Raw genomic sequence first — 26,750 nt, 5'->3', positions numbered from 1 at the left:
CCAATTGCGCCCACGCGCATATTGTTATCCCCAAATGCGCACACCGTGAATGGGTTATATTTCGCACCCTCTCCCCCCAAGTCACATGAGTATTATCCCAACTTAGGAGGCCAACCATGGCTGATTTGTCAAACTTTCCAATTACCCAAAAATGGGTTCCACAGAACACTGATATTATTCAGCTTTTCTCATATCCGACGCCGAATGGCGTGAAAGCGTCCATCGCTTTGGAGGAAATGGGGCTGGCGTACGAACCGCATCTTGTGACCCTGTCGGATGCAGACGTCAAAAGTGCTGAGTTCCTGAGCCTGAACCCCAACAACAAGATCCCCGCGATCATTGATCCCAATGGTCCAGATGGCCCGATCGGGCTGTGGGAAAGTGGCGCGATTCTGATCTATCTGGCTGAAAAGACCGGCAAGTTGATCGGGTCGAATGCGGCTGAAAAAGCCCATGTTATCAAATGGCTGATGTTCCAGATGGGTGGCCTTGGTCCGATGTTTGGGCAGCTGGGCTATTTTTCCAAATTCGCGGGGTCCGAAATCGAAGACCCGCGCCCGCGCGAACGCTACGTCGCGGAGGCCAAGCGCCTGTTGGCGGTGCTTGAGACAGAATTGGCCGGCAAAGACTGGATCGCGGGCAGTTTTTCTATCGCTGATATTGCGATTGCGCCTTGGCTGAATGCGCTGGAGTTTTACGGCACGCAAGAGATCACGGGTTATAACGATCTGACGAACGTGCCCGCCTATGTCGCGCGGTTCATGGCACGGCCTGCCGTGCAAAAGGGCAAGACAATCCCATCGCGTGAAGGTTAATTTTTGGGTTAATAAAGTGTGATCCGCCCCACTGAAAGGTTAATCAACGGGGCGGAAATCAGTTGGCACACAGCGTACACAACCTGTACACAGCCCGTATGGCAAACGGCTGCCTACGCGGGCAGATCACCCGTGAGAACGTAGCGCAGGATTTGCACAACTTCGGACGGTTCGCGCGCCATGGCCAAGGCAGCCGCGTCGACTTCTTTCAAGGCGTGATCATGGTCGGGCTGTTGCAGCACGATCAGTGATTTACCCAAGGCAGCCGCGAAACCTGCATCAAAGGCCGCGTTCCATTGGCGGTATTTTTCACCAAACCGGACCACCACGACATCAGCGTCCGCGATGCCTTTGCGGGTTCGGATCGCGTTGACCATCGCACCTTTGTGGTCATGCCAATACTTGTTCGGCTCCGCGCCCAAAATATTTACGCCGCAATCATCTGACGCTGCGTGGTTGGTGACGGGACTGTGAAATTCAACGTCGAGGCCTTTGGCCCCTTCGATGATCTGTTCGCGCCAATCGGTGTGAATTTCGCCAGATAGATATACTTTGAGCATCGTGCCCTCCTTTTCGTTGCGGGCATTTTAGCCGATTATGATTTACGCGCCACGGCCTTTTATGCACGCTTCGCCACGACCTTTTACGCGCGCTTCGCCACGACATAACGCGAAATTGAGGGGAAATTTCCAGCTTCGACGATTTCAAAGCCCGCAAATTCAAGCGCATCTTCGAGTTCTTTTTGCGTCAAGAAGCAAACGTAAGGCGCTTTGCCAAACATCTGCATCACAGCGACCGCAAGCTTGATCGGGTGGCGTCTAAACCCAAAAGACCGATCCCCCAAGCAGGGTGTCTTGGTGATGAAATACCCACCCTTGGGCAGCATCTTGTAAACGTCAGCAAAGATGTCTTCGGCCCCGCGCATAAGGTGGAACAGATTGAACCCCAGAACCGCATTAACAGGATCGGAAAGTTTTGCAGATTCCGAGGCGGTGGCCACCCGGAACGAGGCATTTTTAATCCCACCTGCGTCGGCCTTTGCACGGGCAATATCGACCATCGCAGGCGATAAGTCGGTGCCAATGATGTCGCGGACGTGCGGCGCAAGCAGCAGTGCGGTCGATCCCGTACCACAGCCCATTTCAAGCACGCGGTCATTCGCGCCTAGGTAGGATTTGGTCCGCTCCAGCGTGTATTCATAGGCGGCCATATCCTTGATTGGATCTTGGGCGTATTTGGGCGCGGCCTTGTCCCAGAAAGTTGCAGCGTCAGTCATGGTGTTCTCCTTTGACACTAGACTACATTCGTATGGATCAACGCGGAATTGACGAAATTCGTGGGGCACCTATACATATGTGTATGGATATTGATCCCGACAGGCTGGACTGGACCCATCTTCGTAGTTTTCTTGCGACGGCTGAAACCGCGTCTTTGTCCGCCGCTGCACGGAAATTGGGGCTGACGCAGCCAACGCTAAGCCGACAGGTCGCGGCGCTAGAAGACAATCTATCGTTATTGTTGTTTGAACGGGTTGGCCGCGGATTGCAGTTGACGGATGCTGGACGTGAACTGTTGGCACACGTGCAGGACATGGGGGGCGCGGCACACCGGGTCGCGATGACAGCTGCTGCCCAACGATCTGACATCAATGGCACCGTGCGGATTACGGCCAGTGACATCTATTCATCAACGTACCTTCCAAAGATGATCGTCGAGGTTCGCAAACGCGCGCCCGGGCTCGTGGTCGAAGTCGTTGCGACCAACGATATTTCTGATCTGATGCGCCGCGAGGCCGACATCGCAATTCGCCATGTGCGGCCCGAACAGCCCGACCTTGTGGCGCGACTTGTACGCGAAGCCACAGGGCATTTTTATGCAGCCAAGATATACCTAGATCGGCGGGGTCGCCCGCAGACGCGGACGGAACTTGGCACGCATGATTGGATCTCTTATGGGGATATTGGGCAGATGGTGGAATACCTTGTCGCGCTGGATATTCCGCTAACGGCCGATGCATTCAAAGTTGGGTCGCAGAACGGCATTGTCGCGTGGGAAATGGCCCGCGCGGGGCTTGGGATTTGCCCTATGGATGACACTGTCGGTGACCAAGTCGAAGAGATGGAACGCATCATGGGCGACGATCTCAAGGTTATGTTCCCAGTCTGGCTGGTTACACACAGAGAGGTCCACACCAGCCCACGCATCAGGCTGGTGTTTGATATTCTCGCCGACGGGTTTTCAGCGCCTTAGCCGCGCAACGTGCCGCCCGTGGCTTTCGCCACCTTGTCGATAATCTTGGCGCTGACGACTTCGATATCCGCGTCCTTCAGGGTCGCACCGCTTGGCTGCAGGCGCACAGTCATGGCGAGGGATTTTTTACCTTCCCCCAGCGAACCACCGATAAATTCATCAAAAATACGCACATCTTCGATCAGCGCCTTGTCCGCGCCAGCCGCTGCATTGACCGCCGTGAGCGCATCGACGGTGGCGTCCATCACAAAGGCAAAATCACGTTCGACCGCTTGTAGATCAGGGATCGAAGCGGCACCGCGATTGACCGACGCATTCTTGGGCATTGGAATGTCAGATGGATATAGCACGAAGCCGACAACAGGGCCTTTGACACCAAGGGCCGCCAGGATTTTGGGGTGGATTTCGCCGAACACACCAAGGATTTTCTTTGGGCCAAGGCAGATCATCCCATGGCGCCCCGGATGCCACACATCACCCGCACCACGTAGGATTTGCACCTTTGTCGGCGCACCCATCGCTGACAGGATCGCCTCAGCGTCAGCCTTAGCATCGTAAATGTCGACGTCGCGCGACGCGCCATGCACGTCTTTCGGGCCGGTTTTTCCAACAAGGATACCGGTGACCAGCGTGTGCTGTTCCCCCGGTTCGCCGCCGTGAAATGCGTCTCCAGCCTCAAACAGCGCAAGGTTAGACATGCCGCGTGCCTGGTTGCGGGCTGCGGCCTGTAACAAGCCGGGCAGAAGCGCGGGCCGCATGTGCGACATTTCCGAACTGATCGGGTTGGCGAGCATGGTGGCGTCCGTGCCACCACCAAACAGCGCTGCCGCCGCTTGGTCGATGAACGAATAGGTAACACATTCATTGTAGCCCAAACTGGCCGTCGTGCGCCGCGCCGTGGCGAGGCGTTTTTGCATCGGCGTCAGGACTGGCGCAGGCACGCCTGCGCGAACGCGCGGCATCGGCACGCCTTGCAGTTTCGTCAGGGACGCGATGCGCGCAACCTCTTCGACCAAATCAGCGGTGCCTTGCACGTCTGGACGCCAGCTTGGGACGCCTGCCATGTCACCGTCCATTACGAAACCAAGCGCGGTTAAAGTTGCGCGTTGCGTATCGGCGGGGATGTCCATCCCGACGAGGGACGAACAGCGATCCGTATCCAGTTTATAAGCCCGCGATTTGTCGGGAATTTGGCCCGCCTGCACAACATCTGATGCTTCACCGCCAGCGTGATCGACGATCATGCGCACGGCATGTTCCAGACCTTCGGGGGTGAATGCAGGGTCGATGCCGCGTTCGAAACGATATCGCGCGTCCGAATTTATTTTCAACGCGCGGCCCGTGTAGGCGGTGCGGATCGGATCGAAATACGCCGCTTCGACAAAGACATTCACGGTGTCAGCCGTGCAGCCCGTGCGTAAACCGCCCATAACGCCACCGATGGATTCAGCGCCTTCGCTGTCGGAAATCACGGTCGCGCCTTCGGGCAGGGTGTATTGTTTGTCATCGAGCCCCATAAGGGTCTCAGTCCCGTCGGCGCGGTGCAGACGCAAGGTGCTACCGCTGATTTTATCGGCGTCAAACACGTGGAGCGGGCGGTTCAGATCGTAGGTAAACCAGTTGGTGACATCCACAAGGAACGAGATCGGGCGCAACCCAATCGCGCGAAGCTGTTGTTGCAGCCAATCGGGGCTGGGGCCGTTTTTAACGCCTTTGATCAGACGGCCGAAGAACACGGGTGCTTGGGCCAGCGTGTCGTCGTCGATGGTTACTTTTATCGGGTTCGGGAACGTCGCGGGGACGGTTTCGATGTCGTTATTTTTCATCGTGCCGAGGCCACGCGCCGCCAGATCACGTGCAACGCCGCGCACGCCAAGGGCATCGGGGCGGTTGGGGGTGATGGCGATTTCGATGACCGGATCGACCCGCGCGGGGTCATGTTCGGCGAGGTAATCAGAGAACCGCTGGCCGATCTCACCCGCTGGCAATTCAATGATGCCGTCATGTTCTTCGGACATTTCCAGCTCGCGTTCAGAGGCCATCATGCCAAAGGATTCAATGCCACGGATTTTGCCAACAGAAATCGTGATGTCGAGGCCGGGGATATATGTGCCCGGCTTGGCGACAACGACGGTGATACCCGCACGGGCGTTCGGCGCACCACAGATGATCTGGGTCGGGCCATCGCCTGCGTCAACTGTGCAGACCTTTAGCTTATCCGCATCGGGGTGCTTTTCTGCATGGGTGACTTTGCCGATGATGAAATCGGACAGCTTGGCTGCGGGGTTTTCAACGCCCTCAACCTCAAGCCCGAGGTCGGTGAGGGTTTCGCAAATCTCATCCACAGACGCATCGGTTTCGAGATGGGATTTCAGCCAAGAGAGCGTGAATTTCATGATTTTTCCTCAATTTGGCGGCCGTCTAAATCTTCGACCAAGGAGAAGAATTCGAACAGCATCGGCAGGACCGGATCCCAATTGCCGCCGCGACTGATGATGGCTTTGTTGGCTTTGCGCCATGCCAGCAGTGTTTCGAACCCATCGGCCTTGGCCATGTTTTCGGTGACGTCGCAATAGCGGACCTCATCGACGCGGACAGTTTTGACGACGAAGGTCGGCTGGCCGTCCCAATCGGCGACGATATCGATGCGATCCACAACGGGCATCGCCTCGGGCTCGTCTTTGAAATCACGCAGCGGGGCGCAGTTGGCACGTTTTTTGCCTGTGCGCACCAGCGCGATGAGGGCCGTGCAGGTTTCAGCAGAGTCGCCAAATTGGAACGTGCCCGCGCCGGGGTAGGTGATTTGGAGGTCTTCGATGTTGTCGGTCATTTTAGGTTATCCAATCGCGCAATTGGACTCAACTTGAGTTCAATAGTCTTCACTGCTGCTTCTATTTTTTTTGATAACTCATCTTGGTCGCCGTAGTGAGCACAGAGGTCGCCACGCAGTTCCTTTTCATGCTTACGTGTCTCGTCGTCATGACTGTCAGATTCGTCAACCATCTGAGCGAGCATGATGTTAGCAATAGACACCCTGTTCCTAACGATGAAAAACACCTCAACCGAGGCTTCGACATCATCGTCACCGATTACAGCACGTGCGCGTATCTGTGCCTCTCTCAACCTTTCAAAAAGACCGTTATACTCAACCAGCTTGTCGTGTTGTTTCTGAAAGAGATAGTGCTTGTCAGCGACCTTTTCTCTTAAGGTTGTTTGAAGAGCACTTCTAACATTCCGCAAGGCGTCGTCTGTGTTGTGTGAAAGAGCAATCAAGTCTTCTGCTATTTGCGATCGACGCAAAGCACGTGCCGACGCTTGGGCTTCGCTAAACTTACTGCTTGCTGTAATGAAACCAAACAATACTGCACTAGCCCCGATGAGTGCAGCAAGTGCGTTGATCCAATCTGTGACAGTTGTTCCCGCACCGAGTTCACAAATCCAGCCTGAAGCCGCTACTTCATTAAGCATCAGGTTCCCCCATGCACCGTCGGCACCTGCAAGGCACTGAACCCGTAATGGCGCAGCCAGCGCAGGTCGCTCTCAAAGAAAGCCCGCAAATCCGGAATGCCGTATTTCAACATGGCGATGCGATCAATGCCCATGCCAAACGCAAAACCTTGGTATTCGTCTGGGTCGATGCCGCCTGCCGTGAGGACTTTGGGGTGGACCATGCCGGAGCCGAGGACTTCGAGCCAATCGCTCCCCTCCCCGACTTTCACGGTGCCACCGCTGAACGAACACTGGATGTCGACTTCGGCGCTCGGTTCGGTGAACGGGAAATGCGACGCGCGAAAGCGGGTTTTGACGGTGGTGCCGAAGTAGGCGGTAAAGAATTCTTCGAGCACCCATTTCAGGTTCGCCATGGACAGGTTTTTATCGATTGCCAGCCCTTCGACCTGATGAAACATCGGTGTGTGCGTCTGGTCGTAATCGGCGCGGTAGACGCGACCGGGGCAGATGATGCGGATCGGCGCGCCTTGTTTTTCCATCTCACGGATTTGCACGGGGGATGTGTGCGTGCGCAACACATGCGGCGGGCGGTTGTCGCCCTCCGCGCGGTGCATATAGAACGTGTCCATTTCGGCGCGCGCGGGGTGGTGACCGGGGATGTTGAGCGCGTCGAAGTTATACCAATCAGTGTCGATCTGCGGGCCTTCGGCGGTGGCGAAACCCATGTCGGCGAAGATCGCGGTGCATTCTTCCCAGACTTGGCTGACAGGATGGATCGTGCCCGCGCGGCGGTCCCGCGCGGGCAGGGACACGTCAAGCCATTCGGCCCGAAGCCGTTGATCCAAGGCCGCATCACCGAGCGCCATTTTCTTGGCGACAAGGGCGCTGTTAATCTCATCCTTGAGGGCATTGAGCGCGGGGCCAGCGGTTTGGCGTTCCTCGGGCGTCATTTTGCCAAGGGAGCGCATTTGCAAGCTGACTTCGCCCTTTTTGCCCACCGCCTGAACCCGCAGGTCTTCGAGCGTGGCTTCATCGGCGGCTTTGCCAATCAGATCGAGGTATTTTGATTTCAGATCGTCCATGCGCTGTCCATTCTTGGGCCCCTTGGCCGTGTTGGAATGGGGGTAGCGAAAGGGGGCAAGGGTTGCAAGGTTTGGGGGGGCGAACGATGGTCGTTCTGTCCAAATTTCGTTCTGTCCAAATTAATGGGGCACGTGGCGCAAAGCACCCCCTAAAACAATAGCGCCGTGCGTCCATCGCCGGCCTAAATCGTTCGATAAACGCTGACGACAGACGCAGTTGTAGTGTCGTGGAGCCCTATTCTAGCAGATTAGTTGATCGTGTAGCTTCCCAGATCGCAGATATCGATTTGGTCAGTCAATTCATCCCCATCGTCGAATACGAACTTGATATCATAGTCGCACTGGTCACTGTCATCGTGAATGTAGACTGTTGTCATATAACCCGATGCAAGGACCTGAGCCCCTAGAATATCGTCGCCCCAGTAATCGGCGTTAGAGGGCGATGTGTAGACATACATAACGGTATAGCCGGAGTTGTTGTTCAATTCGTAGGCAATATCCTGGGCAACAGCGGCTGATCCAGCGACACAGACTGCGGCAGCAGCGACTACATTTTTCATCGAAATCATTTTTATTTTTCCTATTCCAGAGGATGGTAATGAAACTATTCGCAATCATGAATTTTGTTAAATGATAGCCTCAAACTCTAGCTGGGCAGTGTGATGTTTCACATATGTTCAAGGTTGTAGAGGTGAATAAGACGAGTGGCCTGCGTTGGACGACACCTGTCAGTTGAGTGTGCTAAAGCTGCCAGTTTTGGAACATGCGCGAACCAGTTCACGCAACACCGCCACAAACCGCGTTCAAAATTAAATCTGTTGTTGTGGGGACCGCTCCCGTGATCCGACCATTCAGAGCATGACAGAGTTGCTGCAAAGGGCACTAAGGACGGCATTGCTTGCGCGTACATTCCAACAAACGAAAAAGGCCCCCGCATCACTGCTGACGCATTCCGGCTTTTGGGACACATAGAGGCTTTCGCGATTTATTTCGCGGGGGCCTCTTGATTGAGAAAGCCATTACCGTGTCTCGAACTTTCTCCAAAGCGGTGTGCCGTGGAACAACCAAGGTCGATAAAAGATCCTGCGTGGATCAGGTGCCTTGTTCTTTGGATTGTCGGCACCCAGCCGCATCGCCGGGGTCCGCATTACCGGCGCGGCGGTTCGCCGCTTCGGGACTTTCAGGGATTTGGACGATCCAGGAACCCGCACTGTAGAGACACCTTGGGCCACCTCGGTTGTGCCCTGCCCCGACGACCCAGACGCTACATACTGCCGTGTCTCGAACCAGTTGTAATACACGCGATAGATATTGAGCAGGGCGACCAAGCTAGCAGGATTAAATACTGCGCCGTTTATGTAGCTGGGACCGTTTCGACTGCCGCGCCCACCTGCCCGCGCGGTTGGACTGATCCGGCTCCGCACAGAGTTCATAAAAGCGGTTCATACAGGCTGGATTGTGGTGTTCAACACACGACGAGCGAGCGCCTCCCTTAGATCGTCATCAGCTATCTTTTGATCGAAGCCTACCGACTTCAAACGCTTTCGCTATTTTGACCGGAGCACTGGAAAGCCCACCGTCTTTTCGGTCTCACCGTAATGCTGGACAGGCGAGCTGGCCCAGAACTGTGGGAACTGGGCAGATTGAAAGTTGGCGATCGGAAAAGGATGCACCGCGTCCTGGCTATCAGTCTTCACTGCTGGCATTAGCCCTGCTGCGCAGAACCGTCTCAATAGCTCCCATCTCGGAAGCTCTTCGCCTACAATCCGCGTCTGAATCTCACCAAACTCCTCGAACGCCTTTTCGAATTTTTTGATACGGCTTTGGTTCGTTGGCGTAGAAGCTTCCTTGTCGAAGGACATCACAAACCATTCGAACTTGTCCTCCCTAATCAAGTCTCGGAAAATGTGAGGGACAACTCGCACCATCGCAGCTTCTTGTTCGCCAACCAGGGTAATCTTGCCATCTGGCAGCATCTTTCGCAGGCACGCAAGGTGCGCAGCCTTTGTATAGGTCTGTTTAACGACTACCCCCTTGAAACTGCCGCGGTGATCGCGGTTGGTATCTACAAGGCCGAAGTATCCGTTGCGGATCTCATTGAGAACCCGGCGTCGCGCACCTGATTCCCAAAGACCTTGCTGAACATCATCGGGCAGATCAATGCCGCAAGAAATGTCTTCCTCATAGGCCTTCTTCAACTTTTCCTCAAAAACCCGCCAGCTACTCTCGGCGCTGGCAAAGAACGCGGCCTCATCAAACCTACCGCTCGGCCTTTGGAAGTGAAGCAATGGGGCGCTCACGACCTTGCCAGACTTCTGGGTGTATTGTTTACGGATATTGCGGGGCTGGCCGGCAACATCGAGGTAGTGCTCTTCGAAGAAAGCAGCAGGATCGACACGCGGGTCGAAGTTGGCATCAATCCGGAAGACATATCCACTGCGGATGTCTGCGCTGACCGAGCAGTGAAGAGGCGTCAGGCGGCGATCAAACCGACTTTCCCAGTTTACTGAAATGACCACATCATCGTGCGCGATGCGCATATGGCTGAACCGGTCGGATGCGTCTTCCTTAGCTTTCCAATCTTGCAGTTTCGCGCGCTCAAACGCGAGCAGGATCTTTTCCAAAAAGAAAATACGACTGTAAATACGGCTCACACCGCATTTCTTGCCCGTATCGGGGTCCGACAAAAGGCGTTGGAGGTCGTTGATACTTGCGCCATTGACCAACTCCCTGAGCAGGCGCACCATTATCGCTCTTCTTCTTTTGTGCCTGATGGTCCAGGGAAACGGAGATACGCGCACCGGGCTGCCCTTTACAGGGTTTATGAATGATCCGGAATCCAGAAGGCTTCGGCCGCTTCCCTCTACGCGCGGGCGCGAGTTTGCCGTGCGTTCCATTGAAGATAAACTCGTCCGGTGCATCCAGATACCGAGCGCCACAACACCCACAGACTGGCCCTTCAAGTAGTCCATTCTGTGTCATCAGCCTGTCGATTTCGTCGAGGAGATGTTCATTCGAGAAAATATTAAACGATACCTCGCAGGTTCGGTTTCCCTTTTGATGATGGCAAATGAGATTTCTCCCGTCATCCCAAGCGTGCGGATCGCCCTGATACTCGAAAACCTGGGATACCCTCGACGCCTTATCATCACCGTCGAGCGTGTATATGCCTTTGCCAGTCGCAAGGGCTGGCAGCTTTATTGATGCGAGAAGTTTGCGTTGAGTAGCATTGCGGCCCTTGAAGGTGGGTAGCGAAAAATCCGGAGCAACACCGTCGTTGTCGTGACCTGCGCCCCTAAAACTCCTCCAGATTTGTGTAGAGTCCGCCCAACAAAAGGACGGACAAATGAAGGCACGATTTACAGACGAACAGATCATAGCAATTATCAAAGAACAGGAATCTGGGGAGAAGACTGCTGATGTATGTCGGCGGCACGGGATCAGTTCAGCGACGTTCTATAAATACACATCGAAGTATGGAGGCATGGAGCCGTCTGACGCGAAGCGGTTGCGGGCCTTGGAAGACGAGAACGGGAAGCTAAAGAAGCTGCTAGCGGAACAGATGCTCTCTTCTCGGGACATTGCTGCGCAATACCCTGTCAGGCGAGGGACAATGCAATGTTGCGAGACATCAATTCAAAAAAATGGTGACGCCCGTTGGGAAGCTTAAAGCTGTGGTTCACTTGATGGAAACTCATCAGGTTAGCCAGCGACCATTGCCCGGCAGGCGATTGCAAAGCAATCTGCCGAGAGGGGGCGTGCGATGTCTTGCAAGTTGATCGATCAACGGTGCGGTATCCGTCTCGCCGTGGCGATGACGCTGAGTTGCGTGATGCCATCAAGCGGGTTTCGAGGGAGCGGCGACGGTTTGGTTGCCGTCGTGTTCATGTGATGATCGCGCGCGAAGGCTTTGCGGTGAACCACAAAAAGGTGAGACGCATTTACACTGAAGAGAAGCTCCAAGTGCGTCGTAGGGGCGGTAGAAAGCGCGCTTTGGGCACGCGGAAGCCGATGGTGCTGCCTGTGATGGTCCTAACCAGAGATGGTCATTAGATTTTGTGTCTGACGCGCTGACTGACGGTCGCCGGTTTCGTATTCTGACGGTTGTCGATGACTTCAGCCGCGAGAACCTGGTACTTGTCGCGGACACATCATGCTGAGCGCGGCAAACCCCAAACCATACGTGTCGATAACGTCCTATGCGCGGAATGATTAGCTGAATTGGCGTCAGGTTATTGTCGCATCGAGGCGTCTCGACACGTTAGAAGCATTGCTCAGTTTGGCATTTTGGTCAACGAACTGTCTCTCCCATAACAAACACAGAGTACGCTTTTGCGGCTCTCACCGTCCTTAAGACGAGATCTTTGGGTCGTTGAGCAGAAGGCCTAAACATTATCTACGAGGTCAGTTGTCTGCCTCCACGGCCCTTACAGAGAAAGGTCCTACTGCTGTCGATCACCCCTCAAAGAAGGGGCGATATGGTTCGCCGTGCTTGATGATCCCATGAACGGTTCGGGCCATCTTCGCTGCGATTGCGGTGTACGCCTTTCGGCGCAAATGGGTGTTGTGACGGTCTTTGGCGATGTAGCGCTCGAACTTGTCGCGGAAGCTGTTGGTGCGCTGCAGAATAGCAACCTGTCCAGCCATCCAAAGCGTTCGACGAAGCCGAGCATTGCCATATTTTGACAGTTTGGTTTGCCCTCTGAATGTACCTGATTGCATAGTCGCAAGGTCCATTCCACAGAACTTCAAAAACTGCCGGTGATGACGAAAGCGCCGTACATCCCCAGCTTCTGCCAAAATTGTCAAAGCATTGATGGGACCGATTCCAGGTATCGATGTCAGTAGCTTATAATCTGGTAGGTCCTTGAGAAGCGCGACGGCGCGATCTTCAATTTGATTGCGTTGCGCGATAAGACTGCGGCCTTCCCCGAGAACCAAGCGGAACATGCTTATCGCGTCGGAATCTGCGGCAACCGGCAGTCCGACTGATACTTTGGCAGTCTCGTAGATATCTGAAAGTAAACGCTCTTTTGCAACCTTGAGGCCCACCACATCCCAAGCGTCAGCGATGAATGCCTCCTTGCTCATGGCTGAGATCAAGTGTGGTGACGGATAACGTTCAAGGAAAGCAAAGAACCAGTCACTGCGAGAACTGCGAGAACTGCGATGGAAACGATCAGCTTCAGGAAAATACAGCGGCAGATAATGGGTTAAAACTCGGTGCCACAACTCGGTGCCACAACTCGGTGCCACAACTCGGTCTTCGACTTGGATACGATGTCATGCGTTTTGGAAAGCTCTTGGATGTCGTTAGTGCCACGCACGAGGGGGGCATGATAAAACTGCTCGTTCCCGATCTCCATCATGTGAAGAATGACCTGGGCATCCTTAGGGTCGTTTTTGTCCCAACTGTTGTGCAAGGCCTCTCGCGTTCTGGCCAGGGCCACAGATGACACCAACTTCAACTCAAAACCTGCTGCGGCAAGATGATAAGCCAAGGCACGGTGATAATTACCCGTTGCTTCAAAAGCTACACGGACAGGGCGGCCGTAGCAGGCAAGCGATGTGATTAGACGATTGAAGTCGTCTAGCTGGTTCAGAACAGTCAAACGACGGCAGCGCTTCTTGTCCGCAATAGCAATGAGAACTTCGTCGCGGGCCTTCGAGATATCGATGGCCACCAAAACGGGCGCAGTTTGTGTAATAATGATATCGGTCATAGTTGGTCTCCTTTGCGGTGTGGTTTGTACAAAACCACCGTAGGGACCTGAGGCAAAGCTATGACCACCTGCTGCGTTATTTGGGGCTGCGCAGGCAGTCATAGCCTTAAATTAGCGATATTCCGAAGGTGTTACGGCACAGAGTTCACCAGCATGGCGATCCTCAAATGGGTTCAAAATACGGGTATCGATTGGCATTATATCGCGTCCCGCCGCCCGGCAGTGGTTTGCTTGCAAACCATGAGAGGGGGCAAGCCCCAGCAGAACGGGTTCATCGAAAGCTTCAACGGTAAACTAAGAGATGAATGCCTCAATGAAACGCTGTTTGCTACATTGGGCGACGCCCGCAAAACGCTTGAAGAATGGCAGGACGACTACAACTGGCGCAGACCACATTCAGCTCTGGGGAACCTGACGCCAATGGAATTTTTAGAGAGAAGGATCATCGACAAGATGGCCGCTTAAGGTCAAAGATTTAGCACCAAGGACTCCGCGCAAAGCTGGAGGGAAATTGGGGCACAGGTCAACTTCAACAAGCCAGAAAAGAGGGTCTTCGGTCGTCTGCGATCCCAGATCGGGGAGCTGGTGTTTTTGGTTTTGAGGGCGCCTTGTCGTGTGCGTACTGCATCCCAGAGAGACTGCTCGACAATGCGCAGCTCAGGGATGGGCGTGATGACCCATTCGCTCTCTGGATTGAGGCGGGAGATACGTTTGCCGGTGTCAGGATCTTTGGCATAGGTGAGACGGTTCCAGGCTTGAACGCCAACATAGAGTTCGTTGTTTAAGATGCCTGTGCCGCGTTCGCGGTTGCCATGCAGGGTTGAGGCACCCCAGCCTTTGCCGCTTGGGCCCGGAATACACTCACCATTCAGAGCAAAAGCGATCTTCCTTGGAGAGACGCCATTGGCATAGTCTGTGAGAATGCGAATGATCGTTGCAGCCTCTGATGGAATAATTGCGCGATCCCCCTTTATGGGGTCACCTACCTCAGTAAACTTCACAAGGTTCTTATATCCGTAGGCTTTACCTCCGGCGGATTTGTCGGCAAGTGCGCGCCCTTTGAGGCCGCGGTGGGTTTTAGCGGCTAAATCCTTGAGAAAAATAGCGTTCATCGTCCCCTTCAAGCCAATGTGCATCTCGGAGAGGAGGCCTTCACTTAGTGTTTCGATCACGACCGCGCGAAACTGCAGCTTTTGAAAAATAGAGGCGATGTCGGCTTGATTGCGTGAGAAGCGGTCCATCGCCTCAGTAAGGACCACATCAAAGGCTTGTGCGTCCGCATCACGCAACAGCTTTTGGATACCGCTGCGCATGAGGTTGGCCCCGGAGACTGCTCTATCGGAATAAATCTCCACCACTTCCATACCCTGCTTGGCCGCGAAATCCCGACAGGATCGCTCTTGATCATCAAGTGAGGCGTCTCTCTGCATGTCCGTGGAGAAGCGGGCATAGATGGCGGCGCGTAACGGGCGGGTCATGGGCAATAATCCAATATTATGCTTACGCTTCAGCTGCGTGATCGGCGCGTGCCAACTCACGTGCGAGCGTGCGTATGAAGTGATTAAGACCCTCTAGATGTTGAAAATGCTTTGGCTCTTTGACAAGGGACAACCGCGAAGAAACTGAATGCGCAGGCGTTTGAAGTTGCCGCTTTGGCGACTTGCGTAAGGTAAGAGGCTTCTTCAAACATATCATAGCGTAGGTTCTCCGGTCGCCCTCAACCCGTTGAAAACAGGAGCGTTATATCTTTTAATCTGTGGCGATCATCAACGATCTTTGCTTGACCAATATGTACGGCTACCAAAGTTGAAAAACGCTATTTATTTTTGAAGAGCATGCTGAAAATTGGGGATAACATATGATTTTGCAAGATTGATTGGCGCCAAACCGTTGTGGGGACAGGGTTTAAGGGAGGTTGTGGGTCGTGACGAAAAGGAGGGGAAATGGGTTGCTTCGGTGATCAAAACCGCGCGGAGTCAATGTTCGCAAATAATAATTTGAAGGATTTTGAGGTTGAGTGCCGTTTGGAGGCGTAAAGAAGACAAGAACAAAAAGCGTAATCGGCCGGATGCCGGCATTAGGCCGCTCATATGGACGCAGATGTCTCCCAACGAACACCGTGTTCTGCATCGCCGCGAGGGTGGGTAAATTAAGGGTGTTAGAATATGAACCCAGAATGACCAATGCTGCACCACGTACATTTTGCCATTAAGGGCGGAATCAAGACCTTCGCTGCGGTTGTGACACAAGGGCTGCTGTCCAGATAAAGCGACTTTTGGTAACAGTAAGGCCAATGGTCGCTTTCGAGAAAATGGGCACAGGACCAACGGGTTTCTATGCGTTCAACAAACGGTTTTTTTTGAACTTATGTGGTTGCGGTAAAACTCGGGCATATTCATGAGGAAGGAAATACTGTGATTGATCTGTATGTAGATCGTAATGAAGGTTGGTCACAAGTCCATCTGCTCTTCGCGTTACCCGCGCAAAATTAATTTGAGCTCTGCATGCCGTCGACGACTTACCGGGATAGAATTTCCGTCGCTTAGGATGCAAAGATAGCTGCTGCCTTTTGCTTTGATTTGGTCAACGTGTTTGCTACGGACCCAATGTGAACGGTGTACCTGTAGCCCCCTAAAGGGTTTCAACTTCTCTAGGCAATCGGAGAAATTCCTGCTCAGCATCACTGTTCCATGGGCTGTCCGGACATGGACATAGTGGTCATTGGCGCTGACGCTCAGGAGGTCATCGCCTAGATTGTGTGGAATATCCGGGAATACGCTGCGCAGTTCTGGCTCGACGGCGAAACGCGCCAAAATGCTTGCGCGCTGATTGGCGACATAGGCAGCTGCCTTGAACGCAAACAAGGCCAAAAGTGATGACAACCCGATCGCGGGCACCGCAAGGCGCTCCAACTCTTCCAGAAAACTGTCAGGTTCCTGGTCTTGAGAGCCTAAAATGTAGGCCATACCAGCCTCTATCGCTAGCGATAGAGGGGTTAGCGCGACAGGCATAAAAAGTATGGCCAGACCCACGGCCCAGATCAGCCGCATCCCTAACAGCACGGCTGCCGAAGCGATGCCCGTCACGATGAGCATGGCGAACACGATATGCAGAACCCAGTGTGCGACCGCCAGGATAAAAGGCAGCTCCGCCGTTGCGGCAGGTTGAAATCCGGCAATGATTACACTGCAAAAAAGCGCGGCTGCGCAAAAGGAAAGAAGGAGCCGTGGCATGCTTTCTGGCTCTTCACGAAGGTAGGCCCAAAGTCTGGAAGTCTGAAGATCGGGTTGCGCCATTTATAAATCTGGTCCTGAGCAGGTTCTTTTCGGTGATTCTACGATACGCGGCGCTACACCTCCTGTGTAGTAGAATATCTTATTTTTAGTATAGCTTCGCGAACGGTAGGATTCAACCGTTCGCGTTGGTTGCGAATCCATTCGCGAAGAATTCCAGCGATTTCAAGTAACTTGCCTTTCTTAGCGTGAGCTGTCCGCGCATTTCCCAGTCAACGCCACGCTGATCGTGATGGAGTGTTTTCCGGTCAGCATGCGCGCCTTAAAAACTGAATTGAAAGGTCTAAAAAATGAAAATTGATCAAATGCAAAAAATGCTCGCGGGGCCAATCGTGTTGATGCTCCTGGCAGGCACAAGCGCGCCAGCACTTGCAGAGGACCAGCTGATATCCGGTATGGTTGGCGGCGGCCTGTCTTATGGCTCCACCTTTCTCGGCTCGGACGAAAGTGAAGTGGGCTTCATCCCACTTATCGATCTCGAAATCGGGCGTTACGGCTTTTTGAACCAACGCGGCATTGGTCTGCAAAACTCCACCACTCTGCAAAACGGAGAGCTAAGCTATGGGCTGGGGATTGGATATGATTTTGAAGAACGTATTTCAAAAGATGATGCCCGCCTGAACGGTCTGCCAGATGTAAAAGCTGGCGCGCTTGCAACGTTGTTCATGGAGTATGATGTTGGTCGCCTCACCTATGGATTTGAAGTGCAACGTGGTCTGTCTGACGATGGCCCAGAAGGCACACGCGCCAAGCTTTATGGCACCTATCGCAGTCAATTCGGTAACAGTAATCGGGTACAGGTATCGGCAACACCTTATCTGGCATTAGCCGACGATGCTTGGATGGATGCCTTTTTTGGCATTACTGGGGATCAGGCTTTGGCATCCGGTCTTGCAGCTTTTGATCCGGGGGCAGGCTTGGCCCAGGCTGGTGTCACATTAACCGGTAGCTACGCGCTGACTGAACGCACGATACTGTTCACGAGCCTTGATCTATCGACTCTGGCTGGGGACGCCAAGGATAGCAGCGTCAGCTTTGAGGACACGCAGGTCAGCATTTCCACAGGCGTTCTGTTCCGGCTCTAAGCCGGACGTTCCTGTAACAAAACAACAATAGGTATAGATATGAAACACTTGAAACTGGCCACAACCGCTGCCGTTGTGCTTGCTGCCGGCATCTGGCTGATGCAGCCCGAAGACCCTGAACGTACAAACCCGTTTGACGGGGAAGCACAGCCGCTTTCCACGGGCATCCTTTCACCGCGAGAGGGTTTGACCCTTGCGCTTGAACGGCGCACGCCAGACGGCCCCTCCCATGTATTGCTGGTCACCGAACTGCAAGGGGACCAGATTTCGGCAGTTGATCTGACTGCCGCAGGGCTAACCACCAAGACTGACTTCTTCGATGTTCTGACGGACGTTGGAATCGAAACACTTGTCGATGTTGCGCAGGCCGATGCCAATGACCAGTTCCCGGTAGTACAGCGCAGTTTTGGTGATCTCTTGCCTGCCGCCGGTACGGCCGCACGACACGTGGCAAGCGGCACCAATTTCCCTGAGCATCAGGAGGAGACAGGCTCGGAGTCTGTCTTCAACTTTCCGAAATTCGGAGTCGCCACGCCACCTGTAACAACGGTTTCAACGGATGCAGACGAACTGCTCGATTACGAGGTCGAGATCTGCACAAGATTTGATCGCGACATTGAGCGTATCGAGGATTTTGATGCTGCGCAAAAAGGTTTCTTCTTGTGCGGAGATTTCAGCAATAGGAGTGTGCTGACGCGGCTGATTGATCCCGACAATTTTGATTCCGGCACAGGTTTCAGCGATGCCAAAAGCGGACCGGAGCGCTTCCCCTCGGGCGGGCTGTTCGTGGTTCCACTTGACTGGGAGAGCTTTGTAAAAACCGAGCGTCTCGTCACGCAGGTCAATGACGAGATACGCCAAGACGCCCGTGCAGGCGAAATGATCCTGTCTTTCCGATCGCTGGTAGAAAAAGCTCTGGCCGATACGGAGTCCACCCGATTTCTGTACGACGACAAACAATGGCAGCTTGTAGAGAACGGCATGATCGCACGCGATCAGGTTCTGATGTCGGGCACCGCCGAAGGCGTCATCTTTATGCCGCCTAACATGAAGCAAATCGTCAGAGGCGCTATGCTTTACATAGTGAAAGGCACGTTTTTAACGGGGCAGGCTCCGTATGACGCAGTGCTCGAAAACTTTCTGGACGAAGAGCGCGCATCACTCCGGTTTCTGCAACCCGGACATCTTGTGACCCACAACTCTTCAAACATGGGGACTATTTCTGTCGTAGTGCAACGGGCTGAAAACTAACTGGTTAATGCAACTCATCGAAACGCAGCAACCCGCTGCAGACATTCAAACGCCCCAGACGAACAGGGGCACAACATACCAGCCCAAGCGGGCAGAAAAGGAACATATCATGTTTAAGACAGCAACTCTCGCATTCACCGCAATCGCAGCTTCCGCTTCCATCGCATCTGCAAGCATCGACAACATCTCCAACTTCGTGATGGAGCAGGATCGTGGCGGCCAAGTTGAACTTGGAATAGTCACAGCAACCGGTGATGGCGTTGTAGAAGTTTACAGCTTCCACAAAGGCGTAGTCGGTGCATTGATCGGGTCAGAAATGGTCAAAGCTGGTGCAAACCTCGATGTTGACGTCAACATCCCCCGTCAAGAGACCGACGCAATCGTGTTTCTCAAAGTGAACGGCCAAGTGGTCGACACACAGGAAATCAATTTCAATTAAGCCTTAGATTTAAATTCTCCCAGCTACGGGTCGCCCATTCAGGCGGCCCGTTTGGTGTAATTTCCAAAACGGCCACATCTGGTTTGTGACAGAACCCTCTGATTTTTTGACAAAATTATCATCCTTTGGCTTTAGGACTCGAATATTACCGGCTCACATTTTTGTGTTCACACTGTGGCTGTGAGGCTTGGGAATATTCGTTTGTGCCATGCTGCACCATCGGAATTCAACTTATGTTCACAATCGCACAGAAGTACCAAATTGATTAGCCTGGTGTTTTTTCAAGAACTTAAATTCATCGCAGACCATCATTTTTTTGTGACCGCAAGCGGGGTTTTCGAACGAGGTTTTTAGACCCAAATGCAACTCATCGAAACGCAGCAACCCGCTGCAGACATTCAAACGCTCCAGACGATCAGGGGCACAACCTACCAGCCCAAACGGGCAGAAAAGGAACATACCATGTTTAAGACAGCAACTCTCGCATTCGCCGCAATCGCAGCTTCCGCTTCCATCGCATCTGCAAGCATCGACAACATCTCCAACTTCGTGATGGAGCAGGACCGTGGCGGCCAAGTTGAACTTGGAACAGTCACAGCAACCGGTGATGGCGTTGTAGAAGTTTACAGCTTCCACAAAGGCGAAGTAGGCACTTTGATCGGGTCCGAAAAGGTCAAAGCCGGTGCAAACCTCGATGTTGACGTCAACATCCCCCATCAAGAAACAGACGCAATCGTGTTTCTTAAAGTGAACGACCAAGTGGTCGACACACAGGAAATCGACTTCAACTAAACCTTAGATTTACATTCTCCCAGCTACGGGTCCGTCCGAAAAGACAGCCCTTAGGGGGCACAACCTACCAGCCCAAGCGGGCAGAAAAGGAACATATTATGTTTAAGACAGCAACTCTCGCATTCGCCGCAATCGCAGCTTCCGCTTCCATGGCATCTGCAAGCATCGACAACATCTCCAACTTCGTGATGGAGCAGGATCGTGGCGGCCAAGTTGAACTTGGAACAGTCACAGCAACCGGTGATGGCGTTGTAGAAGTTTACAGCTTCCACAAAGGCGTAGTCGGTGCATTGATCGGGTCAGAAATGGTCAAAGCTGGTGCAAACCTTGATGTTGACGTCAACATCCCCCGTCAAGAAACAGACGCAATCGTGTTTCTCAAAGTGAACGGCCAAGTGGTCGACACACAGGAAATCGATTTCAATTAAGCCTTAGATTTAAATTCTCCCAGCTACGGGTCGCCCATTCAGGCGGCCCGTTTGCGAATCAAGACATAGCAAAGCTAATCACCATCTAGGAACGCTCGTTTTTGGGAAACGACACTAACGTTTGAGCTTCACGGGCAACATACCAAGCCGCTTCACACTGACAAGCTCAGGACTGTGTGTCTTTAAGAGCGCATTATGCGATCAACGGCTTCAGCCTCTTCAGGTGCTGCGCAAACATGCTTCAGTTTTTGACCTTCAGATTGGATTGTAATCTCGAATCTTTGACGCGGTTGTGAAGAAGGCATGACGTATCCCGGTTATGACACTAGACTATTACAGATAGCCGTTTCGCGGCGCAAAGCAAAAACCAATACGCATTTCTGACACTCGACAGGCGTTCAAAAACGCTCGTCTTTGGCACATGCTCAAAACACCCCGATTGACGCTGCCAAAAACCCGGTTCAAAACCCAGAGGGTTGTTAAAGGTTTTTGGCTCTCTCGTGACAGCGTGCATCCCGCAGCATCGGTCACTTGGGCTCAAACCTGATGGGGTGGTCGCCCTTACCACTCGTTGTCTACCTCGACACGCAGGACTACATCCGCCTGTTCAACGAGCCAGACGATGGTCCGAACCACGCTATTCTCAGACAACTCATGGAACATCGAGGCCGTGGCGAGATCGTCATCGGATATTCTTGGGTGATCATGTTGGAGGTTATCACCCGTCCAACCGAAGAGTTTCGTGATGAGCGTGTTCGGAGAGGTCAATTAGTTAAGGACATTTGTGGCCTTCACGCATTTCCATTTTACGCCGATTTTCGACTTGGCGCTCGTTTCCCGAACAACGGGCAGTGGATCAGTGGCAAAAATGGAGGCAAGGCGATAACAGCCAATTGGTATCGCCGCGAGATGCACAAATACTACCTCAAAGAGTTGTCAGATCATAAGGGGCTTAATCGTGCAGATCGGAGGCGTCTTAAAAGACCGAAGGCCCTAGCTCAGCTACTCAGGGAGAAACGGAACAACGTGGGAGACAAAACGCGAAGACTTTAAAAGCTATCCCGTGTCTGACGAACTTATCGAGAGCGGTGTCATTAACCGGTTTATGAAGGGGCAATGTTCCGACGCCGAGTTCGAAGACCGTATCAACCGTTGGATTACGGACCCAGCGGAATACAGTCGCATCGTTTATGATTATGCTGACAAGCCAAACTTGATCGATGAGTTTTTCGGCGAAGGAATCGACCGTATGGAAGCCTCTTTCCGCGATATTCAAGACAACCACCAAGCACTGGATCAACTTGGCGAAAAATTCCTTAATATCAGAAAGACGCTTATCGAGACGGGAATGGATCCACGCAAGGCCAAGTAGATGACCAAATCTCCCAAGAGAATAGTTGTGGACCCGAAAGACATCGTGACGAAATTGGAGAAAACTCTAGGAGTTGGCCGAGCTGACCATTTCGGACACTACATATCTCAAATCGCGAAGCCGGGTTATAGCTACAAGCGGTCTGACTTCATGGACGTTATGCAAATGTGCTGCGTCGCAGAGTGTGACCTATTCCGGTGTGACAAAGCCATGGAAAACACCTTTCGCGGTTTCGTCCCATTTGAAGGCAAGCTCGTCAGGCGTTTCACAGAACTTCCAGACAGAATTGAGAAGCTACTTGATAAACGTGCGAGCTAGGCCCCAGACGCGGCAACTTTTCAGGGGATCACACTCGAAGCAAAGCCCACCTAATCCGCAAGGTATCGAATTGATATTTGCACTCGCAGCGAATGTCCGGAATCCGCGGCGATCTCAACCGGTCGACGCAACACACTCAGCGAACTTCTCTGCTGGCGTTTGATATTGCAAGGTCTTGCGGGGGCGTTCGTTAAGTTGCCTTGCGATTGCGCTGAGTTTTGCTTGGGAATGGACGGATAAATCGGTGCCTCTTGGCAAATACTGCCTCAAGAGCCGGTTGGTATTTTCATTTGATCCGCGTTGCCACGGTGATTGCGGGTCGCAAAAGTAGACATCAACATCAGTTGCTAGTGTGAAGCGCGGATGATCTGCGAGCTCTTTTCCACGATCCCACGTCAAGGATTTGTAAAGCTCGCGGGGAAGCTTCTGAGCCGATTTGATCAACGCCGTAACAACACTCTCGGTGTCCTTGTTCGCGACTTTCACCAACATCACATACCGCGAATGTCGCTCAACAAAGGTCGCGACATAACTGTTCTTCGATCCGCCAATCAAGTCGCCTTCCCAGTGCCCCGGAACGGCTCGATCCTCGACGGATGCTGGCCTTTCGCTGATGGACACAGCATCTTTAATCTGACCATTGCCGTTGCGCTTCTGGCTGGCGTGCTTGGAGCGCCTGACGGTGCGTTTTGCGCGCAAGTGCGCCAGCAGCTCCTTTTTGAGGACACCGCGCGCCTGTATATAGAGGCTATGATAGATCGTTTCGTGTGACACCTGTTTGCATGCCTCCCCCGGGAACGCTCGTTTGAGCCAACCGGCAACCTGCTCTGGTGACCACTTGCGCCGCAGCTTAGCTGATACTGCGCGCGCCAATGTTGGGTGACAAGCCAGCTTGCACAACTTGGGACGCAGAGCGCGATCCCAAGCGGCCTGATCAGACGCCGTCGCACGATAGCCAGTCAGTCCACCATTGCGCCGAACCTCCCTGCTGATCGTCGAGGGCGCACGCCGCAACTGAAGCGCAATTGCGCGCAGAGACTGCTTGGTGCTCAGCCCGCGAGATATCTCTTCACGCTCAGAAAGGCTCAATGCAACGTGTCCGCGCTTGCGATCCAGCGGACGTATCCCGCCAGTTGGTGAGATCACTGAAAAGACTGAGGATGATTGGCGATCGAACACCCGCCCAATAGACCTCATCGACTCGCCACGTTGCCAACGATCCCAGATCTCAGCCCGCTGCTCAGCTGAATAGTAAATCCTGCGACGATACTTCATTTGAAACACTCCATCTCTTCCTAAAGATTAAAGTGTTGCGTCGACCGGTTGAGGCCGCCGCCCTAAGTGTCAAAATGTACAAGCTGCAGCATCAATAACTCCGCGTTTATGGCTGGTGCTCGTTGCAATGCGCTCCCTTAACCACTTGAGGTTTTTCTGGCTTCAGCCCCATTCAGATGCGTTGCTTTTGCGTCACGGTCATTTATTGCTCCCGCGATCTTCCACGGGCCTTCCACGTAAAAACCACCAACGCCGAAAGCCACCCGAGGGTGGCTGTTAGCACGTTGATATTGCTTATATAATTTGGTTGCGGGAGTAGGATTTGAACCTACGACCTTCAGGTTATGAGCCTGACGAGCTACCGGGCTGCTCCATCCCGCGCTACCTATATAGGGACGAAATCGAAAGAGAGATACAAACGCTTGTTATTGGAATTCTTTACTAGGTCTGGCAGTGACTTACTCTCCCACGTCTTAAGACGCAGTACCATCAGCGCAACGGTGCTTAACGACTGGGTTCGGAATGGAGCCAGGTGTTTCACTCGTGCTATGACCACCAAACCAAGAAAAGAATTCACAATATCAGGCGTTGTCCAAGTCAGCATTACTGTTCGTGGTATGTGTATGACTTTTCATTGTCCGGTATGGCAAGTTGCCTTGCTTCTACTGGATCAAATCAAGCCTATCGGACCATTAGTACCAGTCAACTGAACGCATTGCTGCGCTTACATCTCTGGCCTATCGACGAGGTAGTCTACCTCGGTCCTCAGGGATATCTTGTTTTGAGGGGGGCTTCCCGCTTAGATGCCTTCAGCGGTTATCCTGTCCGTTCATAGCTACTCAGCACTGCCGTTGGCACGACAACTGATCCACCAGTGGAACGTTCACCCCGGTCCTCTCGTACTAGGGGCAACTCCTCTCAAATATCCTACACCCACGGAAGATAGGGACCGAACTGTCTCACGACGTTCTAAACCCAGCTCACGTACCTCTTTAAATGGCGAACAGCCATACCCTTGGGACCTGCTCCAGCCCCAGGATGAGATGAGCCGACATCGAGGTGCCAAACACTGCCGTCGATATGGACTCTTGGGCAGTATCAGCCTGTTATCCCCGGCGTACCTTTTATCCGTTGAGCGATGGCCCTTCCACTCGGGACCACCGGATCACTATGACCGACTTTCGTCTCTGCTCGACTTGTCAGTCTCGCAGTCAGGCTGGCTTATGCCATTGCACTCAACGACCGATTTCCGACCGGTCTGAGCCAACCTTCGCGCGCCTCCGTTACTATTTAGGAGGCGACCGCCCCAGTCAAACTACCCACCACGCAGGGTCCCGGATCCGGATAACGGACCGCGGTTAGATATCAAACAAAACAAGGGTGGTATCTCAAAGGAGGCTCCACAGAAACTAGCGTTCCTGCTTCAAAGCCTACCACCTATTCTGCACATGTTGTGTCTAATACCAATGCGAAGCTGTAGTAAAGGTGCACGGGGTCTTTCCGTCTAACCGCGGGAAACCTGCATCTTGACAGGTAATTCAATTTCGCTGAGTCGATGTTGGAGACAGCGGGGAAGTCGTTACGCCATTCGTGCAGGTCGGAACTTACCCGACAAGGAATTTCGCTACCTTAGGACCGTTATAGTTACGGCCGCCGTTTACCTGGGCTTCAATTCGGAGCTTGCACTCCTCCTTTTAACCTTCAGGCACCGGGCAGGCGTCAGACCCTATACGTCGTCTTGCGACTTCGCAGAGCCCTGTGTTTTTAGTAAACAGTCGCCACCCCCTGGTTTGTGCCCCCAGTCAATACTTGCGTAGAAACTGGGCCTCCTTCTCGCGAACTTACGGAGGTATTTTGCCGAGTTCCTTCAACATCGTTCTCTCAAGCGCCTTGGTATTCTCTACCAGTCCACCTGTGTCGGTTTAGGGTACGATCTCATGGTGGAGCTATTTCCAGGAACCTCTAAGCAGCCCATTCAATCCAGTAAGGATGAACTACCCTCGAGATCCGTCACTACCACCTGGCCCAGGAATATTAACCTGGTTCCCATCGACTACGCCTTTCGGCCTCGCCTTAGGGGTCGGCTTACCCTGCTCAGATTAGCTTTAAGCAGGAACCCTTGGACTTTCGGCGACAGGGTCTCTCACCCTGTTTGTCGCTACTCATGTCATCATTCTCACTAGTGATCTCTCCACCGGATCCCTCACAGGCCGGCTTCATCGAAAATTCCTTGCGTCCAATCCACCCCGAAGGATGGTAAAGACGCATGGAATTATGTCACACTACGCTCTGCTACCATGCACTATGTGCATCCTAAGCTTCGGCTCATGGCTTGAGCCCCGTTACATCTTCGCCGCAGGACAACTTATTTAGACCAGTGAGCTGTTACGCTATCTTTAAAAGATGGCTGCTTCTAAGCCAACTTCCTGGTTGTTTTGGTCGTCCCACCTGCTTTCCCACTTAGCCATGAATTAGGGGCCTTAGCTGTAGGTTAGGGTTGTTTCCCTCTTCACTACGGACGTTAGCATCCGCAGTGTGTCTGCCATCTAGTACTCCCGGGTATTCGGAGTTTGGTTAGGATCAGTAAACCGGTAAGGTCCCATTACCCATCCAGTGCTCTACCCCCCGGGGTATTCGGATGACGCTCTACCTAAATAGATTTCGCAGAGAACCAGCTATCTCCGAGTTTGATTGGCCTTTCACCCCTAGGCACACCTCATCCCGACCTTTTTCAACAGGTGTGGGTTCGGACCTCCAGTTAGTGTTACCTAACCTTCATCCTGGACATGCCTAGATCACTCGGTTTCGGGTCTGATCCACCTAACTCATTCGCCCTATTAAGACTCGCTTTCGCTGCGCCTACACCTAACGGCTTAAGCTTGCTAGATAGACCAAGTCGATGACCCATTATACAAAAGGTACGCTGTCAGGCCTCAAGGGCCCTCCAACTGATTGTAGGCGTTCGGTTTCAGGTACTGTTTCACTCCCCTCGTCGGGGTGCTTTTCACCTTTCCCTCACGGTACTGGTTCACTATCGGTCAGTAAGGAGTACTTAGCCTTCGAAGGTGGTCCTCCGATGTTCAGACAGAATTTCACGTGTTCCGCCCTACTTAATACGTCCAATCATGCTTCATATACGGGGCTGTCACCCACTATGGCTGTGTTTCCCAACACATT

At 53.1% G+C, this 26,750-nt stretch carries 20 protein-coding genes, 1 tRNA gene, 2 rRNA genes and 3 pseudogenes (1 of these 26 cut by a window edge); 10 read left to right on the top strand and 16 right to left on the bottom strand.

From position 1 onward, the window contains the following. Positions 1-116 precede the first annotated feature (116 nt). Entirely contained in the window at positions 117-815 is a 699-nt protein-coding gene (locus tag OAN307_RS02060; RefSeq protein ID WP_015498205.1) for a glutathione S-transferase family protein, read from the top strand. Between the two features lie 113 nt (positions 816-928). Here the strand turns inward: OAN307_RS02060 and OAN307_RS02055 are convergent, their stop codons facing one another. After that, positions 929-1,375 (bottom strand): YtoQ family protein, encoded by a 447-nt coding sequence (locus OAN307_RS02055; protein ID WP_015498204.1) that lies wholly within the window; start codon positions 1,373-1,375, stop codon positions 929-931. Positions 1,376-1,458: 83 nt separating this feature from the next. Then, positions 1,459-2,091 (bottom strand): class I SAM-dependent methyltransferase, encoded by a 633-nt coding sequence (locus OAN307_RS02050; RefSeq protein ID WP_015498203.1) that lies wholly within the window; start codon positions 2,089-2,091, stop codon positions 1,459-1,461. A gap of 83 nt (positions 2,092-2,174) precedes the next feature. Here OAN307_RS02050 and OAN307_RS02045 point away from each other — a divergent pair, with 83 nt between their 5' ends. Beyond that, a complete protein-coding gene (locus tag OAN307_RS02045; protein WP_044043048.1) occupies positions 2,175-3,065 on the top strand; it encodes a LysR family transcriptional regulator in 891 nt (296 codons plus the stop codon). On the opposite strand, the gene pheT is transcribed toward OAN307_RS02045, so the two are convergent. From pheT to OAN307_RS25015, 7 genes are all read right to left on the bottom strand, one after another. Beyond that, on the bottom strand, positions 3,062-5,461 hold the full coding sequence (pheT, locus tag OAN307_RS02040; RefSeq protein ID WP_015498201.1) for a phenylalanine--tRNA ligase subunit beta: 2,400 nt from the start codon (positions 5,459-5,461) through the stop codon (positions 3,062-3,064). The genes OAN307_RS02045 and pheT overlap by 4 nt on opposite strands. Next, a complete protein-coding gene (locus tag OAN307_RS02035; protein ID WP_015498200.1) occupies positions 5,458-5,895 on the bottom strand; it encodes an ASCH domain-containing protein in 438 nt (145 codons plus the stop codon). The genes pheT and OAN307_RS02035 overlap by 4 nt, the downstream gene beginning before the upstream one ends. Next, a complete protein-coding gene (locus OAN307_RS02030; RefSeq protein WP_015498199.1) occupies positions 5,892-6,533 on the bottom strand; it encodes a hypothetical protein in 642 nt (213 codons plus the stop codon). Before OAN307_RS02030 ends, OAN307_RS02035 begins: the two co-directional genes overlap by 4 nt. Continuing rightward, positions 6,533-7,597, bottom strand: a complete 1,065-nt coding sequence (gene pheS / locus OAN307_RS02025; protein WP_015498198.1) for a phenylalanine--tRNA ligase subunit alpha — start codon at positions 7,595-7,597, stop codon at positions 6,533-6,535. Before pheS ends, OAN307_RS02030 begins: the two co-directional genes overlap by 1 nt. 248 nt (positions 7,598-7,845) lie before the next feature. Next, positions 7,846-8,157 carry a hypothetical protein gene (locus tag OAN307_RS02020; RefSeq protein WP_144055484.1) on the bottom strand — a complete coding sequence of 104 codons (312 nt, stop codon included), beginning with the start codon at positions 8,155-8,157 and terminating at the stop codon, positions 7,846-7,848. A 459-nt stretch (positions 8,158-8,616) separates the two neighbouring features. Beyond that, positions 8,617-9,030: a hypothetical protein gene (locus tag OAN307_RS28725; RefSeq protein WP_187292515.1), complete on the bottom strand. Its 414-nt coding sequence runs from the start codon at positions 9,028-9,030 to the stop codon at positions 8,617-8,619. 114 nt (positions 9,031-9,144) lie between these two features. Next, on the bottom strand, positions 9,145-10,344 hold the full coding sequence (locus tag OAN307_RS25015) for a hypothetical protein (RefSeq protein WP_051067939.1): 1,200 nt from the start codon (positions 10,342-10,344) through the stop codon (positions 9,145-9,147). 599 nt (positions 10,345-10,943) lie between these two features. Between OAN307_RS25015 and OAN307_RS29610 the strand changes: the two are divergent. Next, positions 10,944-11,751, top strand: a pseudogene (locus OAN307_RS29610) (transposase); the annotation flags it as partial. Between the two features lie 242 nt (positions 11,752-11,993). Here OAN307_RS29610 and OAN307_RS02000 read toward each other — a convergent pair. After that, a pseudogene (locus tag OAN307_RS02000) lies at positions 11,994-13,320 on the bottom strand (IS110 family RNA-guided transposase). 135 nt (positions 13,321-13,455) lie between these two features. Between OAN307_RS02000 and OAN307_RS01995 the strand changes: the two are divergent. After that, positions 13,456-13,785, top strand: a pseudogene (locus OAN307_RS01995) (integrase core domain-containing protein); the annotation flags it as partial. A 2-nt stretch (positions 13,786-13,787) separates the two neighbouring features. On the opposite strand, the gene OAN307_RS01990 reads toward OAN307_RS01995, so the two are convergent. Continuing rightward, positions 13,788-14,798: a recombinase family protein gene (locus OAN307_RS01990; RefSeq protein WP_051067937.1), complete on the bottom strand. Its 1,011-nt coding sequence runs from the start codon at positions 14,796-14,798 to the stop codon at positions 13,788-13,790. Positions 14,799-15,794: 996 nt separating this feature from the next. Continuing rightward, entirely contained in the window at positions 15,795-16,616 is an 822-nt protein-coding gene (locus OAN307_RS25005; protein ID WP_015498193.1) for a LytTR family DNA-binding domain-containing protein, read from the bottom strand. A 287-nt stretch (positions 16,617-16,903) separates the two neighbouring features. On the opposite strand from OAN307_RS25005, the gene OAN307_RS01980 reads away from it, so the two are divergent. The 6 genes from OAN307_RS01980 (at position 16,904) to OAN307_RS01950 (ending at position 21,980) form a co-directional block, all read left to right on the top strand. Then, a complete protein-coding gene (locus OAN307_RS01980; RefSeq protein ID WP_015498192.1) occupies positions 16,904-17,698 on the top strand; it encodes a MipA/OmpV family protein in 795 nt (264 codons plus the stop codon). Between the two features lie 39 nt (positions 17,699-17,737). Next, on the top strand, positions 17,738-18,949 hold the full coding sequence (locus OAN307_RS01975; RefSeq protein WP_015498191.1) for a fumarylacetoacetate hydrolase family protein: 1,212 nt from the start codon (positions 17,738-17,740) through the stop codon (positions 18,947-18,949). 109 nt (positions 18,950-19,058) lie between these two features. Then, positions 19,059-19,388 (top strand): hypothetical protein, encoded by a 330-nt coding sequence (locus OAN307_RS01970; protein WP_044044423.1) that lies wholly within the window; start codon positions 19,059-19,061, stop codon positions 19,386-19,388. Positions 19,389-19,850: 462 nt separating this feature from the next. Then, a complete protein-coding gene (locus OAN307_RS01965; RefSeq protein WP_015498188.1) occupies positions 19,851-20,180 on the top strand; it encodes a hypothetical protein in 330 nt (109 codons plus the stop codon). Between the two features lie 98 nt (positions 20,181-20,278). Further along, a complete protein-coding gene (locus OAN307_RS01960; RefSeq protein ID WP_015498187.1) occupies positions 20,279-20,608 on the top strand; it encodes a hypothetical protein in 330 nt (109 codons plus the stop codon). A 1,063-nt stretch (positions 20,609-21,671) separates the two neighbouring features. Then, positions 21,672-21,980, top strand: a complete 309-nt coding sequence (locus OAN307_RS01950) for a hypothetical protein (protein ID WP_015498185.1) — start codon at positions 21,672-21,674, stop codon at positions 21,978-21,980. 432 nt (positions 21,981-22,412) lie between these two features. Here OAN307_RS01950 and OAN307_RS01940 read toward each other — a convergent pair whose 3' ends face one another. The 4 genes from OAN307_RS01940 to OAN307_RS01925 form a co-directional block, all read right to left on the bottom strand. Continuing rightward, positions 22,413-23,573: an IS30 family transposase gene (locus OAN307_RS01940; RefSeq protein ID WP_015498183.1), complete on the bottom strand. Its 1,161-nt coding sequence runs from the start codon at positions 23,571-23,573 to the stop codon at positions 22,413-22,415. Between the two features lie 304 nt (positions 23,574-23,877). Continuing rightward, positions 23,878-23,954: transfer RNA gene (locus tag OAN307_RS01935), tRNA-Met, on the bottom strand. A gap of 64 nt (positions 23,955-24,018) precedes the next feature. Continuing rightward, positions 24,019-24,133, bottom strand: a 5S ribosomal RNA gene (rrf, locus tag OAN307_RS01930). Positions 24,134-24,244: 111 nt separating this feature from the next. Beyond that, a 23S ribosomal RNA gene (locus tag OAN307_RS01925) occupies positions 24,245-26,750 on the bottom strand (it continues 345 nt past the right edge of the window).

This window comes from Octadecabacter antarcticus 307, from assembly GCF_000155675.2.
Taxonomy (GTDB): Bacteria; Pseudomonadota; Alphaproteobacteria; order Rhodobacterales; family Rhodobacteraceae; genus Octadecabacter; species Octadecabacter antarcticus.
Note: the sequence above shows the minus strand (reverse complement) of the source record. Positions and strands in the feature narration are given on the sequence as shown.

What these genes read in the sequence shown, in the direction of transcription:
- OAN307_RS02060 (WP_015498205.1), top strand. Translation starts at nt 117, where the DNA reads ATGGCTGATTTGTCAAACTTTCCAATTACCCAAAAATGGGTTCCACAG.
- OAN307_RS02055 (WP_015498204.1), bottom strand. Translation starts at nt 1,375, where the DNA reads ATGCTCAAAGTATATCTATCTGGCGAAATTCACACCGATTGGCGCGAA.
- OAN307_RS02050 (WP_015498203.1), bottom strand. Translation starts at nt 2,091, where the DNA reads ATGACTGACGCTGCAACTTTCTGGGACAAGGCCGCGCCCAAATACGCC.
- OAN307_RS02045 (WP_044043048.1), top strand. Translation starts at nt 2,175, where the DNA reads ATGGATATTGATCCCGACAGGCTGGACTGGACCCATCTTCGTAGTTTT.
- pheT (WP_015498201.1), bottom strand. Translation starts at nt 5,461, where the DNA reads ATGAAATTCACGCTCTCTTGGCTGAAATCCCATCTCGAAACCGATGCG.
- OAN307_RS02035 (WP_015498200.1), bottom strand. Translation starts at nt 5,895, where the DNA reads ATGACCGACAACATCGAAGACCTCCAAATCACCTACCCCGGCGCGGGC.
- OAN307_RS02030 (WP_015498199.1), bottom strand. Translation starts at nt 6,533, where the DNA reads ATGCTTAATGAAGTAGCGGCTTCAGGCTGGATTTGTGAACTCGGTGCG.
- pheS (WP_015498198.1), bottom strand. Translation starts at nt 7,597, where the DNA reads ATGGACGATCTGAAATCAAAATACCTCGATCTGATTGGCAAAGCCGCC.
- OAN307_RS02020 (WP_144055484.1), bottom strand. Translation starts at nt 8,157, where the DNA reads ATGAAAAATGTAGTCGCTGCTGCCGCAGTCTGTGTCGCTGGATCAGCC.
- OAN307_RS28725 (WP_187292515.1), bottom strand. Translation starts at nt 9,030, where the DNA reads ATGAACTCTGTGCGGAGCCGGATCAGTCCAACCGCGCGGGCAGGTGGG.
- OAN307_RS25015 (WP_051067939.1), bottom strand. Translation starts at nt 10,344, where the DNA reads ATGGTGCGCCTGCTCAGGGAGTTGGTCAATGGCGCAAGTATCAACGAC.
- OAN307_RS01990 (WP_051067937.1), bottom strand. Translation starts at nt 14,798, where the DNA reads ATGACCCGCCCGTTACGCGCCGCCATCTATGCCCGCTTCTCCACGGAC.
- OAN307_RS25005 (WP_015498193.1), bottom strand. Translation starts at nt 16,616, where the DNA reads ATGGCGCAACCCGATCTTCAGACTTCCAGACTTTGGGCCTACCTTCGT.
- OAN307_RS01980 (WP_015498192.1), top strand. Translation starts at nt 16,904, where the DNA reads ATGAAAATTGATCAAATGCAAAAAATGCTCGCGGGGCCAATCGTGTTG.
- OAN307_RS01975 (WP_015498191.1), top strand. Translation starts at nt 17,738, where the DNA reads ATGAAACACTTGAAACTGGCCACAACCGCTGCCGTTGTGCTTGCTGCC.
- OAN307_RS01970 (WP_044044423.1), top strand. Translation starts at nt 19,059, where the DNA reads ATGTTTAAGACAGCAACTCTCGCATTCACCGCAATCGCAGCTTCCGCT.
- OAN307_RS01965 (WP_015498188.1), top strand. Translation starts at nt 19,851, where the DNA reads ATGTTTAAGACAGCAACTCTCGCATTCGCCGCAATCGCAGCTTCCGCT.
- OAN307_RS01960 (WP_015498187.1), top strand. Translation starts at nt 20,279, where the DNA reads ATGTTTAAGACAGCAACTCTCGCATTCGCCGCAATCGCAGCTTCCGCT.
- OAN307_RS01940 (WP_015498183.1), bottom strand. Translation starts at nt 23,573, where the DNA reads ATGAAGTATCGTCGCAGGATTTACTATTCAGCTGAGCAGCGGGCTGAG.